Annotated in this window: 13 protein-coding genes; 8 read left to right on the forward strand and 5 right to left on the reverse strand. The window is 66.3% G+C overall.

Annotation, left to right across the window (positions count from 1 at the left end; genetic code table 11):
• Position 1 precedes the first annotated feature (1 nt).
• Together ABUW04_RS15780 and ABUW04_RS15785 are read left to right on the forward strand one after the other, a co-directional pair.
• Positions 2-520: an SRPBCC family protein gene (locus tag ABUW04_RS15780; RefSeq protein ID WP_030259290.1), complete on the forward strand. Its 519-nt coding sequence runs from the start codon at positions 2-4 to the stop codon at positions 518-520.
• Positions 520-1155, forward strand: a complete 636-nt coding sequence (locus ABUW04_RS15785) for a dihydrofolate reductase family protein (protein WP_380565286.1) — start codon at positions 520-522, stop codon at positions 1153-1155. The genes ABUW04_RS15780 and ABUW04_RS15785 overlap by 1 nt, the downstream gene beginning before the upstream one ends.
• 319 nt (positions 1156-1474) lie before the next feature.
• Here the strand turns inward: ABUW04_RS15785 and ABUW04_RS15790 are convergent, their stop codons facing one another.
• The gene (locus tag ABUW04_RS15790; RefSeq protein WP_380565288.1) at positions 1475-2263 is read right to left on the reverse strand and encodes a CBS domain-containing protein; all 789 of its coding nucleotides are present in this window, start codon (positions 2261-2263) and stop codon (positions 1475-1477) included.
• A 188-nt stretch (positions 2264-2451) separates the two neighbouring features.
• Here ABUW04_RS15790 and ABUW04_RS15795 point away from each other — a divergent pair, with 188 nt between their 5' ends.
• On the forward strand, positions 2452-3714 hold the full coding sequence (locus ABUW04_RS15795; RefSeq protein ID WP_380565289.1) for an ISAs1 family transposase: 1263 nt from the start codon (positions 2452-2454) through the stop codon (positions 3712-3714).
• Between the two features lie 319 nt (positions 3715-4033).
• On the opposite strand, the gene ABUW04_RS15800 is transcribed toward ABUW04_RS15795, so the two are convergent.
• A complete protein-coding gene (locus tag ABUW04_RS15800) occupies positions 4034-4216 on the reverse strand; it encodes a hypothetical protein (RefSeq protein WP_380565291.1) in 183 nt (60 codons plus the stop codon).
• 106 nt (positions 4217-4322) lie between these two features.
• On the opposite strand from ABUW04_RS15800, the gene ABUW04_RS15805 reads away from it, so the two are divergent.
• From ABUW04_RS15805 to ABUW04_RS15815, 3 genes are all read left to right on the forward strand, one after another.
• On the forward strand, positions 4323-5174 hold the full coding sequence (locus ABUW04_RS15805; protein ID WP_380565293.1) for a formylglycine-generating enzyme family protein: 852 nt from the start codon (positions 4323-4325) through the stop codon (positions 5172-5174).
• A gap of 88 nt (positions 5175-5262) precedes the next feature.
• On the forward strand, positions 5263-5712 hold the full coding sequence (locus tag ABUW04_RS15810) for a pyridoxamine 5'-phosphate oxidase family protein (protein ID WP_380565295.1): 450 nt from the start codon (positions 5263-5265) through the stop codon (positions 5710-5712).
• A 14-nt stretch (positions 5713-5726) separates the two neighbouring features.
• The gene (locus tag ABUW04_RS15815) at positions 5727-6665 is read left to right on the forward strand and encodes an L-histidine N(alpha)-methyltransferase (RefSeq protein WP_380565297.1); all 939 of its coding nucleotides are present in this window, start codon (positions 5727-5729) and stop codon (positions 6663-6665) included.
• An 81-nt stretch (positions 6666-6746) separates the two neighbouring features.
• Here the strand turns inward: ABUW04_RS15815 and ABUW04_RS15820 are convergent, their stop codons facing one another.
• The 3 genes from ABUW04_RS15820 to ABUW04_RS15830 are packed head-to-tail and all read right to left on the reverse strand — an operon-like array spanning position 6747 to position 12374.
• Entirely contained in the window at positions 6747-8105 is a 1359-nt protein-coding gene (locus tag ABUW04_RS15820; RefSeq protein WP_380565299.1) for a lipase/acyltransferase domain-containing protein, read from the reverse strand.
• Positions 8106-8149: 44 nt separating this feature from the next.
• Positions 8150-10369 (reverse strand): WD40 repeat domain-containing protein, encoded by a 2220-nt coding sequence (locus ABUW04_RS15825; protein ID WP_380565301.1) that lies wholly within the window; start codon positions 10367-10369, stop codon positions 8150-8152.
• Positions 10353-12374: a hypothetical protein gene (locus ABUW04_RS15830; protein WP_380565303.1), complete on the reverse strand. Its 2022-nt coding sequence runs from the start codon at positions 12372-12374 to the stop codon at positions 10353-10355. Before ABUW04_RS15830 ends, ABUW04_RS15825 begins: the two co-directional genes overlap by 17 nt.
• 78 nt (positions 12375-12452) lie before the next feature.
• Here ABUW04_RS15830 and ABUW04_RS15835 point away from each other — a divergent pair, with 78 nt between their 5' ends.
• Entirely contained in the window at positions 12453-12701 is a 249-nt protein-coding gene (locus tag ABUW04_RS15835) for an acyl carrier protein (protein ID WP_380565305.1), read from the forward strand.
• A gap of 202 nt (positions 12702-12903) precedes the next feature.
• Complete coding sequence (locus ABUW04_RS15840; RefSeq protein ID WP_380565307.1) at positions 12904-13788, forward strand: ISAs1 family transposase; 885 nt, start codon at positions 12904-12906, stop codon at positions 13786-13788.
• Positions 13789-13916: the final 128 nt, after the last annotated feature.

The following is a 13916-nucleotide window of genomic DNA, read 5'->3' on the forward strand; positions in this document are numbered from 1 at the left end:
GATGAGCGCGACGGAACCAGGAGCGCCGGCGCGATCCGGGACGACGGACGACCGCGAGATCGTGATCTCCCGGGTCATCAGCGCCCCGCAGGACTTGGTGTTCGAGGCGTTCACCGAGGTGCGGCACCTGTCGCGATGGTGGGGGCCGGAGGGGTTCAGCACCACCACGCGGGCGTTCGAGTTCCGCGTGGGCGGGGTGTGGGACTTCGTGATGCACGGACCGGACGGGACGGACTACCAGGAGTGGATCTCCTGGACCGAGATCACCCCGTCAGAACGGATCGCGCTGCGGCACGGTGAGTTCCGCGACGACCCGAACGCCTTCGAGTCGGTCCTCACCTTCGCGCCCGAGGGCGCGGCGACCGCGGCGACCCGGATCGAGATGCGCACCCTGTTCCCCACCCGGGAACTGCGCGACGAGGCGGTCGAGAAGTACCACGCGGTCGAGGGCGGCCGACAGACCCTGGACAACCTGGCTGCCTACGTCACCGAGATCGCACACAAGGGAGTTGAGGACTGATGGCCGGCAAGGTGTTCTTCAGCGTGTCGATGTCGCTGGACGGGTTCGTCGCGCCCGAGCAGCGCGAGGACGACCCGGATCTGCAGCGCTGGACGGCGCAGTGGATGGAACTGCAGCAGTGGCTCTTCGCGCTGCGGTTCTTCCGGGAGAACCTCAAGTTCGCTGAGGGCGGCGAGGAGGGGCGCGCCAACGACATCGCCCGGGAGACCTTCGAGCGCACCGGCGCGAGCGTGATGGGCAAGCGCATGTTCGACCTCGGCGAGGAGTCGTGGCCGCCGGAGGCGCCGTTCCACACGCCGGTCTTCGTGGTCACGCACGAGAAGCGCGACCCCTGGGAGCGGCCGGGCGGAACCACCTTCCACTTCGTCAACGACGGCATCGAGACCGCGCTCGACCTGGCCCGCGAGGCCGCCGGCGACCGGGACGTCCGCATCGCGGGCGGCGGCGCGACGATCCTGGAGTACCTCAACGCCGGCCTGGTCGACGAGTTCTCGGTCGCGCTCGCCCCCGTGCTGTTCGGCGCCGGAGTCCGCCTGTTCGAGGGCGTGGACGCGGACCGCGTGGCCCTGGAGCGGCTCAGCGCGGAACCGACGCAGCGGGTGACCCACCTGACCTACGCAGTACGGAAGCGGTAACCGCCACCACCTCGGCACACCGGCCCGCCCACGACGAGATGTGGCCCCCAGTCACGACCGGGGGCCACATCTCGTCAATGCTCAAGAAATTGTTTCTCTGTGGGTCGTTCACGAGATTCGCTTACCGGGAGCAATGAAGCCAGTTGATCAAGCGCTTCCCGTCCACCTCAAGATCACTCCCCGGATACATGCCCGTGCATGTATCCCAAGGGGAGGCCCGCACAGGGCGGCCAGAGCGCAGACTGGCGGCTCTAACCATGAAGACGCTACGCCGGGAGTTCTGGCAGTCCGGTCTGTGGCCGCACTGATCGGAGCCGTGTCACGCCTGAGGCTGCACCTTCTTCAGCATCTGTAGGGTGGTATTGATCTCCGCGACTGCGCTGGCGCGATCGTCGTCAAGCTCATGGAAGTGCATGGTGCTGTTCCGAATCAGCCTGACCCGATCCAGTCGGTTGGCGAAGGCATCCTGGGGGAATCGCCAGCCTGTCGCGTCCCACACGTCAGGGCGCCGCAGTAGTTGGACGTAGTCAGAGAAGTTCATGCCCTTGTTGCCAAACTTGCTGATCTTGGCCGGATCGCCAGGCAGCCCGAACTCCCCGTGTACCTCCTTGATCCGTCGTAGCGCAGTGGCCAGGGCTCGGCGCAGCCGGTGCTCCAGTTCCTGCAACAGGGCGTAGGGACGCAGCTCCTGTTTGAGGCGATGGGCCAGGTCATGCCCCGTGACGATGCCAGACAACGTTCCGTCGGGGTTGACCACGAATACGCAGCCGTGCCTGGCCACATCGGCAAGGCAGTCAATCAGTGGATCGTCGGTCTGGACGGACCGCACCTTCAGCACGGCTGCATCCTGTACCAGCGCATTCAGTGGGCGGTTCGTTGCACCGATCTCCTGCCAGCTCACCGAACCGCGGAGGTTGCCATCCTCGTCCAGGACAGGGAGGTGATCGAACGAATGCTCCGACATGATCTCGACGGCCAGGGTGATGGGGTCAGAGAGCCGTACGGATTTGAGGCTACTGCGGGCTGAGGGCAGTCGGCCGACGGTGATCGCTACTGGAGCCAGGCCCGACGCCTGTTCGTCCTGTTCGTCGCCCGCGGCGGCTTCCACTACTAGAATCTCGATGGCTTCCAGCCCCGGATCATCGGGGTCGACAGACTCCAGCTCCAGGGTCGCCGTCTCCTAGCCGAGTGTCTGCCGCTCCTCCTTAGGGGCCAGACCGATGGGGAGCACGCGGATCATGTGGTCGACTGTCGGTACCCAGTCTGGTCAAGCCGCTCACTCTGACGGGTGTCGCGGTGCTTCTGCTGGTGGACCGGTTGCGGGTGCTGCCTGATCCCCGGCGCCGGCGCGGTGTGCGTCACCCGTTCGCGGCGGTGCTGCTGGTCGCGGCCTCGGCGGTGGTGGCCGGGGCCCGGTCGTACGCGGCGATCGGTCAGTGGTCCACCAGTGCCCCGCAGCACACGCTGGCCCGGCTCGGAGCCCGGGCCGTCGGCGCGCTGAGCGTACGCGTCCCACCGAGCGCCGCCACCATCCGACGGATCCTGGGCCGCGTCTGCCCGGGCGGCCTGGCCGACCTAACCGGTGCCGATCCCGCAGGCACGCAGCCGGTGGCCGTGGACGACAAGGCCGCCCGCGGCTCGCGTCACGACCAGACCCCGGCCGCCCACCTCCTGGCCGCGATGACCGACCAGGGCCGCACCGTGACCCAGCTGCGGGTGGCCGACAAGACCAACGAGATCACCTGCTTCGCCGCCCTGCTGGAGCCCTACGACCTGACCGGGGTCACCGTCACCGCCGATGCCCTGCACACACAGCGCGCCCACGCGCGCTTCCTGGTCCAGGAGAAGAACGCGCACTATTTGCTGGTCGTCAAAGCCAACCAGCCCGGTCTGCACCGACAGGTGGGGTCACTGCCGTGGCAGGACGTCACCGCACGCCGCTACGACCGCGAGAGCGGCCACGGACGCAAGGAGACCCGCGCAACCAGGGTCCTCACAATCACCGACCTCGGACTCGACTTCCCCCACGCCGTCCAGGCCGTTCGGATCCTGCGCCACCGCACCGACCTCAAGACCGGCGCCTGCACCCGCCAGACCGTCTACGCGATCACCGACCTCACCTCGCAGCAGGCCCCGCCCCAGCGCCTGGGCCAGCTAGCCAGGTCGCCAGGTCGCCAGGTCGCAGTGGACCATCGAGAACCGGCTGCACTTCGTCCGCGACACCACCTTCCGCGAGGACGCCTCGAAGATCCGCACCGGCCACGGACCCGACAACATGGCCACCCTGCGGAACCTCGCGATCAACACCTTCCGCGACGCCGGACACAGCAACATCACCGCCGGCCTGCGGCACGCTTCCGACGAACCCTTCACACGCCCACTCGACCTCCTGGGCATCGCCTGACCAGCGACGCTCACAAGATCAAGAGACTTTGCAACGCCCCTGGACGGGAGGTTGGCCGAAAATGGGTACACACAACGGAAGAATCCACCCTATGCTGCTCTTCCGGCAAAGCTCATAGCACCGGACAAGGGGGAGCACGTGGTCACGGAAAATGACGAACAGACCGCCGAAGCTGAGCCGAAGAGCCCTCCGGATGATGATGGTCCAGATCCCTTCCTGAAAACCCGGGACCAGGAACAGCAGATCTGCAAGTGGTAGCACTTTGACTGAGAGGGCGATCAACTGGGCCGCAGGGCAGGAAGTCGTCCACTCTCTGCAGAAGTCGTTGGACGAATCTGACCCCGCTTGCATGAGAAGGCTCCTGCATGAAGCCCAGCATCATGCCGAGTGGCCTGTCCGAGCTGCTTGCATTCGAATGCTCGCAGATCACTTCCGCGCAGACGCCAATGCCGTCCGAGTGATCGTTGCCGGTACTCACGACCCTGTCGACTGGGTTGCATTCACAAGCATCGGCTTGATCGGCAGGTACAGAATCAGCCTGGGTGCCCGGGATTTGATCCGAATATCCGGATGGCCGAGCAATTTCACCAGGGCCGGATGCCTGCGGAAGCCGGTCGGATGCGGTGCCGCATTTACAAAGAGGGCACTGCTCGCCATTTTCGGATCAAATGACCCGGAAAGGCTCCGCCAGCTTGAGGATGAGTTCTTTGCACGCTCGTCCGGGCAAGTCCGGGCCAGGGAAGGAACCCGCAGGCACCAGGACGTGGTCCTGGTGCCTGCGGGTTCCTTCCGAGCAGGCTCCGTCGGCTCCAGCGACTGCTCCTTCGGGATGGACGACACCGACAATCCTCCCCGTGAACTTGAGACTTCTTCTTTTCTCATCGATCGGACCGCAGTAACGAACCAGCGGTACCAGGAATTTCTGGCCGAGGTGACGGGCACCACCGAATTCGATCACCCCGATGCCCCACCGGGTAGGGACCACCTTCCGGCACACCGCCACGACCCGCGGTTCAACAGTCCGGAGCTGCCTGTCGTGGGCGTCGACTGGTACGACGCCTGGGCGTTCACACGCTGGGCCGGTGGCGACCTGCCGAGCGAGGAGCAGTGGGAAAAAGCAGCGAGGGGAACGGACGGCCGCACCCACCCCTGGGGCAATGACTTCGGACCCGCACTCGCCCACTATGTGGAAAGCGCTTTTGGTCGAAAGGTGGAAAATCTGGCCGAGTTGGAGGACGTTCTGGTGACCGTTGAACCGGAGGCGTTCCAGCCGGGCAGGAGCCGGCGCTTCCCGCCCGTGCCTCTGATTCCCGCCGATGCCCTCCCGGCCGGAGCCAGCCCGTACGGCGCTCTCCAGATGTCGGGGAACGTCTGGGAGATGACCCGGACAAATTTCTTCAGCCGAGAGGACATGGACCCCTTCTTCAAGGGGCGCTCGCCAGTAGAGTTCATGAACAGAAAAGATGCCTTCTATGTCATCCGCGGCGGAGCATGGACGTCACCGCCGGTGTGCCTGTCTACCTTCTACCGCGGACGCGACCTTCTCACGGATCGGCACAACGAAGTCGGTTTCCGGTGTGTCTACCCGACGGGAGGAAGTCGCGCACCGGGCTAGGCAAATGACGGAAGGAGTCCCCGCCCATGAGCTAATGTGCGCTAGGGTTTCGGGGCACACAATACATGCAGCGAGAAGGAGAGCGACCGTGGTGGAACAGCCTCGCCCACTGGTGGAGCGCAAGAGGGATGCCCTGGAGCATCTTGCCTCGGACAAGGATCTCTGGATCGCCTCGGCGGACGGCGAGGGGGATCCTACGCTGGTACCGGTGTCATTCTGGTGGGACGGGGAGAGCATCTTCATCGCCACGGTCAGAACCAATCCGACAGGTCTCAATATCGCCCGGAATGGACGGGTTCGCGTCGCACTCGGCCACCCGCGTGATGTCGTCCTGATTGAAGCTGCCGCCACTCTCCTTGAGAGCAGCCAGCTCCCGCCAAATTATGGTGAAGCGTATGCAGAAAAGTGTGGATGGGATCCGCGCGAATCTCCGGGTTACCGATTCTTCCGAATCGACCCCGAGCGCATCGAATCCTGGCGGGAACTGAATGAGCATGCGGATCGCGAAATTTTCCGGGACGGCGGCTGGGTCGTCTAGGTGGGTCTCGAAGGGTGACGGCTGTGGATGCTTCGGGGTACGAACTGGACGCAGTGCGGCGCGAAGTCCTCATGCGGTTCGTCCGAGATCGATACATTCCGATGCGATTCCTGTACGCAGGACCGGCTGTCGACCGGCACCTCGAGTTCGCGGAAAGTTACTCTGAGGACTACCAGGACGGTCGGTCCGAGCAGGAGCTGTCCACCCTCCTGGAGGTTCTCGGGCACGATGGGGTACCCCAGCAACTGTGCGACATCGGCCCGAGCAATGGGGTGCACTCAGCCCAGTTCGTCACGGGTCTCAGTTGCCTGGGCCTGAGCTGTCGGCGCTATCTCGGGCTCGACTTCAGCAGCCGCATGCTCGACGCAGCCCGTATCCGACTGGCCCCCGACCTTCCGGAAGACAGCCGTTTCGCCCAGTGGGACTTCGAGGCCGCTCCTACGGGAGCGATCTCTTCCTGGCGTCGCCCCGATGGTGCCGTCATGCTGTGCCTGCTGGGCGGAACTCTGGGCAACACGGAAGACCCGGCCCGGACGCTGCGTCATCTCCGTGCCAGTTGCAGTCCCGGAGACGCTCTGGTCCTGGGGGTCTTCGCGCCGCCTCCCCCAGGAGAGGACGTTGTCGGGCCGTACGCTACGGCTGTCATGCGCGACACCATGACGATCCCGCTGCGCGCGGCGGGGTTGTTGGACCAACAACTCGAACTCCGTGTCGAGCTAATCGACAATGCGGTCATCGGCACGGCACGGATACGCAGCGACCTCTCCCTGGGGTCAGACTCAGACACCGGAGCGGTGCACTTCGCCGCGGGTGACGAGATCCGTTGCTTCCTCTCCCGCCGGTTCACGCCCCTTGATGTACAGGGGCTGCTGCGGGCTGCGGGGTGGCGCCCTCTGGGCAAGTCCGCCAAGCGCGCCGGCTCCTACATAGTCCAGCTTGCTCAGCGCATCTAGGCACAGCCGTCGAACTACTCAGTGCTGCGGTCCGCCGACCCTCCATGCCTGCCGCCGTCCAATCCGGCCCGCCCGATCGATTCAGTCCGCCGCTGCGCAGAGAACGATGTCCGACACCGGATCCACTGGCGTCGCCGCAGTGAGTGCTGTCCTCACGGTCCAGCGGAACAGTCCGGCAGGAAGATTGCGCACGACGGCCCTGTACACGCCCTGCCCGGTCGCTCGCAGCGCGACCTCGGTAACCGGTGGGGCTCCTGTGTCCTCCGGATCCCACACGGTCAAGGTCAGTACCAGGCTGTCGGAGCCTTCCACGGATGTGGCCTCTACCAGCCAGTCCGCGTGCACGTCGACATAGGCAGGGGCAGTCACGCTCACTGCGTCCACCGCTGCCTGCGGCCGCCGGGTCTGCGCGGAGAGGATTCCTCTCAACTGCACGATGGTTTCGCCCTGCTGCTGCAGAGCGGCGTGCTTCCCGGCAAGGTAGATGCCGTTGGCGTCATCGGCCCATTCGGGGGGGGTTGCGGAGCAGCGCGGGACTGTGCCGTCGCCACCGTGCTCGAACCCAGTGGACGACTGTGCCCGGACCTCTCCCCTGTCGTCGACCAACGCCCATAGGTCGGTCGCATGCCAATGGCTCAGCAGCGCATGGTAGGCAGGCCTGTCGTCCCCATTCGCGGCCACAGCTTCGCGCATCTTCCTGTGGAACTCCTGGCTCCGCTCAAGAGCGCTCCGTGGAAGGCCCGGCATGCTTGGGACGCCATCCTGTCCGGATAGGTTTTCCAAGTGGCTGACGGAAGCCCCGACGCAGTCGTAGGTGGGAAGCAGTTCAGCCACTGAGGGCAGCGAACGGGCCAGCTCACCCAGCGCGATTTTGACCGGTCCGATGCGGGTGAAGCCGTTCGCCAGCACAGTGAGTGCCTTCACCGATCCCTGGAAGGGCGTGCCGATAGTCACCAGTCGACGGGTGTCACGCCGCTCGTCCAAGCATTCCGCGAAGAAGCGTGCCACCAATCCGCCCATGGAGTGGCCGATAAGCACCACCTTGGCGTCTGGGACTACCGTGCGCCGTACGGCGAGGAGTGCCCAGACGAAATTCCGCAGCATGAGCGCCGAGTACTCGTTGGACTGCCTCCAGTCGTACGGGAATTCGTGGATGGCCCCGGGGTCGCCGGGGAAGCGGTCGCGCAACTGCTGTACCAGCCTGTCGTAGCCGTCCATCGCCACCAGGCCGGGAAGGATGCCCAACGTCTTGAGCGGCCCGTCGGTTCGAACCCCGTCGTCGTAGCCCGCAGCCGGGTCCTGGAAAACTGCGCCGGGAAGTGACAGGTCCTGGGTGAGACGGTCGCCCAGGTGGTGGACGCTCCTGAACACCTGCCGGTAGCCCCATACCTGCCGCTTGCCCCGGACCAGTGTGGTTCCGAGGATTCCGGGGACGATCACTGCGACGTCACCGTGGGCGATCCGGGCCCTGTGGGCTCCGGGGCTCACAGTTGGTACTCCGCCAGGTCCACTGCGCAGACCCCCAGGTGTGTCGCCGCCACCATGACCGTGCCTTGGATCGCCGTGTCGTAGCAGCCGGACAAGGGCACCTGGAGATGTCTTCCGGTGCTCAGATCCCAGATCCGCACCATGTCGTCCTCGCCGGCAGTGACCGCAATCGGACGATCCCCGATCCTTGCCGCAGAGACTGTTAGGATCGGGCAGACATGGCCCTTCAGCACCCCGCGTTCGGTGCCGGTTGCCAGGTCCCAGATCCGAAGGGTTCCGTCGTCAGCCGCGCTGACCACCGTCGACTCGCCCGGGACGACGGCGACCTCGCGAACCCAGCCGGTATGCCCCTCCAGCACCTGCACCTGGGTGCCGTCGGTCAGGTCCCAGATCCGCACGGTGCAGTCCGTGCCGCCGGACACCGCGATCGGCCGACCGCCGAGCTCAGTGCCCGCCACGGTGCGCAGACCTCCCACGTGTCCTCGCAGTACGTGCACCTGGCTGCCATCGGTCAGGTCCCAGACCCGGATGGTTGCATCGTTTCCCGCGGTCAGCGCCATGGGCAAGCCGTCCAGCACCACCGCATCGACGTCCAGCACGGAGCTCTCGTTGCCCCGCAGCCGTGCGGTCTGAGTATTCGTCGTCAAGTCCCAAACCCGAACGTCGCCGTAGGCCCCCGCGCTGACCACGACCGGTCGACCGGCCACTGTGGTGGTTTCCACACGGCCCACCCAGCCGGTGTGTCCCTTGAGTACGCCACGCGGGCGTCCTTCCTCAAGGTCCCACACCCGCACGGTCCGATCGGTCGCCCCCGAGACGGCGACCGGGCGCCCGTCCACGACAGCGGTGGTGACTGACAGCACACGATCGGTGTGCAGCGTGTCGTCCACCGTATGGTGGACGGCACCGGACAGGTCCCAGATCCGAACCGTGGCATCGCCGCCCGCGGTGACAGCCACCGACCATTCGTCCACCGTGGTGGCCTCAACACCGTAGAGCCCGGTGAGGTGACCATGCAGCACCTGCTGCTGAGATCCCTCAACGACATCCCAGACACGGGCCACGCGGTCGGCGCCGGCCGATACCGCCAGAACACCGCCCTGCACGAGGGAGATCGAACGGCCCCAGTTGTCGTGTTCTCCCAACACCTTGGCAGGAGTCCGGGCCTGAAGGTCCCACACGCGCACGCTGTGGTCGTCGCCAGTGCTCACGGCGACGGTTCCTTCGCCGACCGGTCCCGCCCTGACAGCCTGTACCCATCCGGTATGCCCTTCGAGGGTGCGGGTCAGGGATCCGGTCACGAGATCCCACACCCGCAGCACACGATCCGCGCCGCCGCTGACCGCAAGAGGTCGGCCTGCCACCTCGACCGTCGCAATCGCCCGGATACTGCCGGTATGACCACTCAGTACGCGTACTGGGGATCCGTCGGACAGGTCCCAGATCCGGACGGTACGGTCCGCGCCGCCGCTGACCACCAGTGCACGGCCCTCGGCCGAACCGACGGCGACCGAGCCCACCCATCTGTCGTGGCCCTCCAAGACCCGGAGCGATCGCCCGCTGGCCAGGTCCCAGATGCGTAAGGTGGCGTCGTCACTGGCGCTGACTGCGACAGGGCGTCCGTTCAGCACGGTGGTCGCCACTGACCGCACGGTTGCCGTATGGCCTTCCAGGACGCGCAAGGTGGCCCCCACAGTGAGGTCCCAGATCCGAATCGTATGGTCCTCGCCACCCGTGACAGCGACGGGCCCTGTCTCCAGAGCGGCCGTCGCCACGCATCGAACCGAACCCTCGTGGCCCTCCAGCACCCGGTGGTACGGGGTGGTCAGGAAGCGTGCCCACCTGGGCCACCAGCGCGCGTCTCCGGGTCTGCTGATGTCGACCGGCTCATTTTCCTGAGCAGCCGTCAGGGCCAGTACGGCGCCGCGGTCTTGCGGGGCGAGGCCCCGCATCAAGTGTGCACAGCGGAGGTACAGACGCGCCAGGTCGGGCAACTGGTGATCGAGACCTGTCCCCAGCGCGGCCGAGAGGATCTCCGGGTCTGCGGCCATGAGGTAGGCGGAGTCCCCGACCAGTGCCGCCAGTCCACCGGCGGCACTGGCATGCGCTGCCAGGTAGCGTGCGGTGTAGGGATTCACCCGGCCCCAGCCGTCCACCTCCGCCAAGGCGCGTAGCCGCTCAACGATCAGAGCTTCGATGTCAGGCTCTTCTGGCACGAGCCGCCTCCCGTCTTAGGAAATCGCCGATCGACTGGTGGTAGAGGCGGAAGACAGCCTGGCCGTCCTCTGTTCCCTCGATCAGGTAGGCACCCGCCTCCCGGATGACTCGTGAGACGTCAGCAGCGCTGTAGGCGCGGTCTGGTGCGCTACTTGCCAGCGCGCTGGCGAGCTCGGGCCAGATCTGTCTGCGCGGCAGGCCCTTGCCCCGTGCGAACGCCAACGGCCTGAGTACTTCGGTGACCAGCATGGTGTCGTTGAACCGTCGAAGATCATCGACAAAGATCTGGTGCAGCCCTGCCTCCCCCGCCGCTTCGGGCAGCCGGTGCTGCCATCCCGCCTCGTCCACGACCTCCTCATGAAGTCTCTCCAGAGCCCGCACCGCGAAACGGGCGTACAGGAAGACTCGGCCCGCTTGACGCGCCACCGTCCGCGCCGCCGCGCGCCTGCGTGTCCCGGTAGGCCACAGGGACGTGCCTCCGCTGGCCGTACCCGCCGCCAGCCGTGCCTCAACGTACCGCTCGATGTCGTCGGGCGCCCCTTCGTCGACGTCCAGGTCGATGATGTGAAAGGCACCCTGGCGCGGACGCAGGGACTCGATCAGAGGCCCGGGATCGGGGACACCGGTACCCGGCGCCTCGTCAGTTGCGGGTGCCCGGGTCCATCCGTCGCGGTCCCTCCTGGTGCCGATGACGACGCGACAGCCGGGGAGGCTGGCAATGGCCCGCAGGACGTCGCGGGCGATGAACACCTCCTCACCGTCTTCGGCCTCGTCCAGGGCGTCGGCCAGGACGGTGACCGCGCGTTCGCTGTCATGAAGAGCCATGACCAGGTCCCTCGGCGGACTGGAGGAGACCGTCAGATCCACACCCAGTTGATCGGCGATGCTGCGGGCGACGTCGCCGACGCGCAAGTTCTTGATATGCACCACCGCATCGAACGTGCTGACGGGGGGCAGTCTACCGCCGTCCCCGTCCAGCAGGCCCAGCACCCGGCAGGCGGCCTGCGAGCGGGTATCGCAGAGCACGGCCATCCGACCGAGAAGTGCTGACTTTCCGGTGCCCGGCGCGCCGGTCACGACGATGACACCCTGGTCGTGCTCGGCAAGCCACTGTGTGACGTCCAGCGACGGGGCCTCGCGGCCGGTGAAGAACCACCCGACGTCACCGGCGTCCGTGCTGGCCGCCTTGCGAAGAAAGTGCTCACGGTCGGCATCGGAGAGCCTGCTGAGCAGGGCGTCCATTTCGACGGCACGGTCAGCCGCGCCCGCCCGATACCGCGGATTCGGAACGATCTTGAGTCCGTCCCGCCCTGCCACGTAGGCGCACTGATCGTCGCCGAGGCGTAATCGCAGCTCCTCTCGTAGCTCGAACAAAGTCACGAATTCATCGCCGTCCTTCCAATGGCTGCCCGACGAGCCGCTACGCAGTGACTCCAGCATGGCCCCGACAAAAAGGCCGCTGTAGGACTTCTGATGGTGAAGGGAGGGGACCAGCACCGCCAGGTCCATTACCGGCCCACCTTGCGAAGCAGCAGCCCGATCCACCGCCGTCTGGATCTCATGCGCCGCGAAGCCCGAGTAACAGGTGTCCAGCAGGATCAGTCCGGCGGTCGCCCCACTCGCCATCACCGCCTGCACCAGTTCTTCGGCACCTATGGCCTTGCTGCCGAAGTATGGCCCCACCTCTGGACTGGTCGCCGTCAGCACGAAGTGCCTGCCGTTGTGGAGTCGCCCGTGTCCCGCCAAGTAGATGATCGTCCCCGCAGAAGCGCGCGACCGCCGAGCGGAATCCGCCCAGGCTTCCAGGGCCTCGACAATGTCACGCGCCGAACGCGACGACAGGTCCAGTCCACCGTCATAAGCAGTGAACCCCCAACTGGTGAAGAACTCCAGCATGCTGGCAGCATCACCCATCGATGCGGGAAGCAGGGGGTGGGGACTGCCCAGATAGTCGATCCCCACCGAAATGATCGAACCGCGCGCAAGTGTCGTCACGACAGCCAAGCATGGCACCATATGGCACTCGGGCGAGGTCAACCACCCGCACCCGACAGGAATCCAGGACGACGGAGGAACAACCGCATGGCCCTGAGCGAACGCGAGATCCTCGAAGGTCTGGCCGAGATCGTCAACGAGGAGACCGGCATTCCCACCCACGCGGTACGCCTCGGCCAGCGGTTCGCCGAAGACCTCGCGATCGACGGATCGCAAATGGCCGCGATCATCCAGCACATAGGCGACAAGTTCCGGGTCACCGTGCCCGCGGACGGTGCGGAGACCTTCAAGAAGATCGGCGACACCGTCGCCTACATCCAAGCGGCTCAAGGCTAGGTACGGCAGGCCGCGCCCTTCGCAAGCACCTGATCTCAACCCAGAAGCGGGCACGCCCCAGGAGCGTTTCAAAGTCCCGATGATCATGCGGGTCTGCAGGTCATAGTGCTGCAGGGTGTCGAGGGTGACCCGTCACGAAAGCAACGAAACTCCGGTTGAACGGGGTGACCTTCCCAAGTCGCTCTGCCCCGCCGGAGTTTTGATGTGTCGTCAGTCTGCCACCGTCTGTCTGGTCAAGCCGCTCACTCTGACGGGTGTCGCGGTGCTTCTGCTGGTGGACCGGTTGCGGGTGCTGCCTGATCCCCGGCGCCGGCGCGGTGTGCGTCACCCGTTCGCGGCGGTGCTGCTGGTCGCGGCCTCGGCGGTGGTGGCCGGGGCCCGGTCGTACGCGGCGATCGGTCAGTGGTCCACCAGTGCCCCGCAGCACACGCTGGCCCGGCTCGGAGCCCGGGCCGTCGGCGCGCTGAGCGTACGCGTCCCACCGAGCGCCGCCACCATCCGACGGATCCTGGGCCGCGTCTGCCCGGGCGGCCTGGCCGACCTAACCGGTGCCGATCCCGCAGGCACGCAGCCGGTGGCCGTGGACGACAAGGCCGCCCGCGGCTCGCGTCACGACCAGACCCCGGCCGCCCACCTCCTGGCCGCGATGACCGACCAGGGCCGCACCGTGACCCAGCTGCGGGTGGCCGACAAGACCAACGAGATCACCTGCTTCGCCGCCCTGCTGGAGCCCTACGACCTGACCGGGGTCACCGTCACCGCCGATGCCCTGCACACACAGCGCGCCCACGCGCGCTTCCTGGTCCAGGAGAAGAACGCGCACTATTTGCTGGTCGTCAAAGCCAACCAGCCCGGTCTGCACCGACAGGTGGGGTCACTGCCGTGGCAGGACGTCACCGCACGCCGCTACGACCGCGAGAGCGGCCACGGACGCAAGGAGACCCGCGCAACCAGGGTCCTCACAATCACCGACCTCGGACTCGACTTCCCCCACGCCGTCCAGGCCGTTCGGATCCTGCGCCACCGCACCGACCTCAAGACCGTGCAGGCCGACGTTGTCCCAGATCAGCACGATCGGTCCGCGTAATTGGGTATGGGCGGCGGAGAGCAGGTCGCGCAGGTCTTTGAAGGAGAAGCCCTTGCGGCCGTCGGCGCGTCGGTCACCGGTATGACGGTAGATCAGACGCGGTCGTTCACCTGGCTTGTAGCAGCACA

This window comes from Streptacidiphilus jeojiensis (assembly GCF_042510965.1).
Classification (GTDB): Bacteria; Actinomycetota; Actinomycetes; order Streptomycetales; family Streptomycetaceae; genus Streptacidiphilus; species Streptacidiphilus jeojiensis.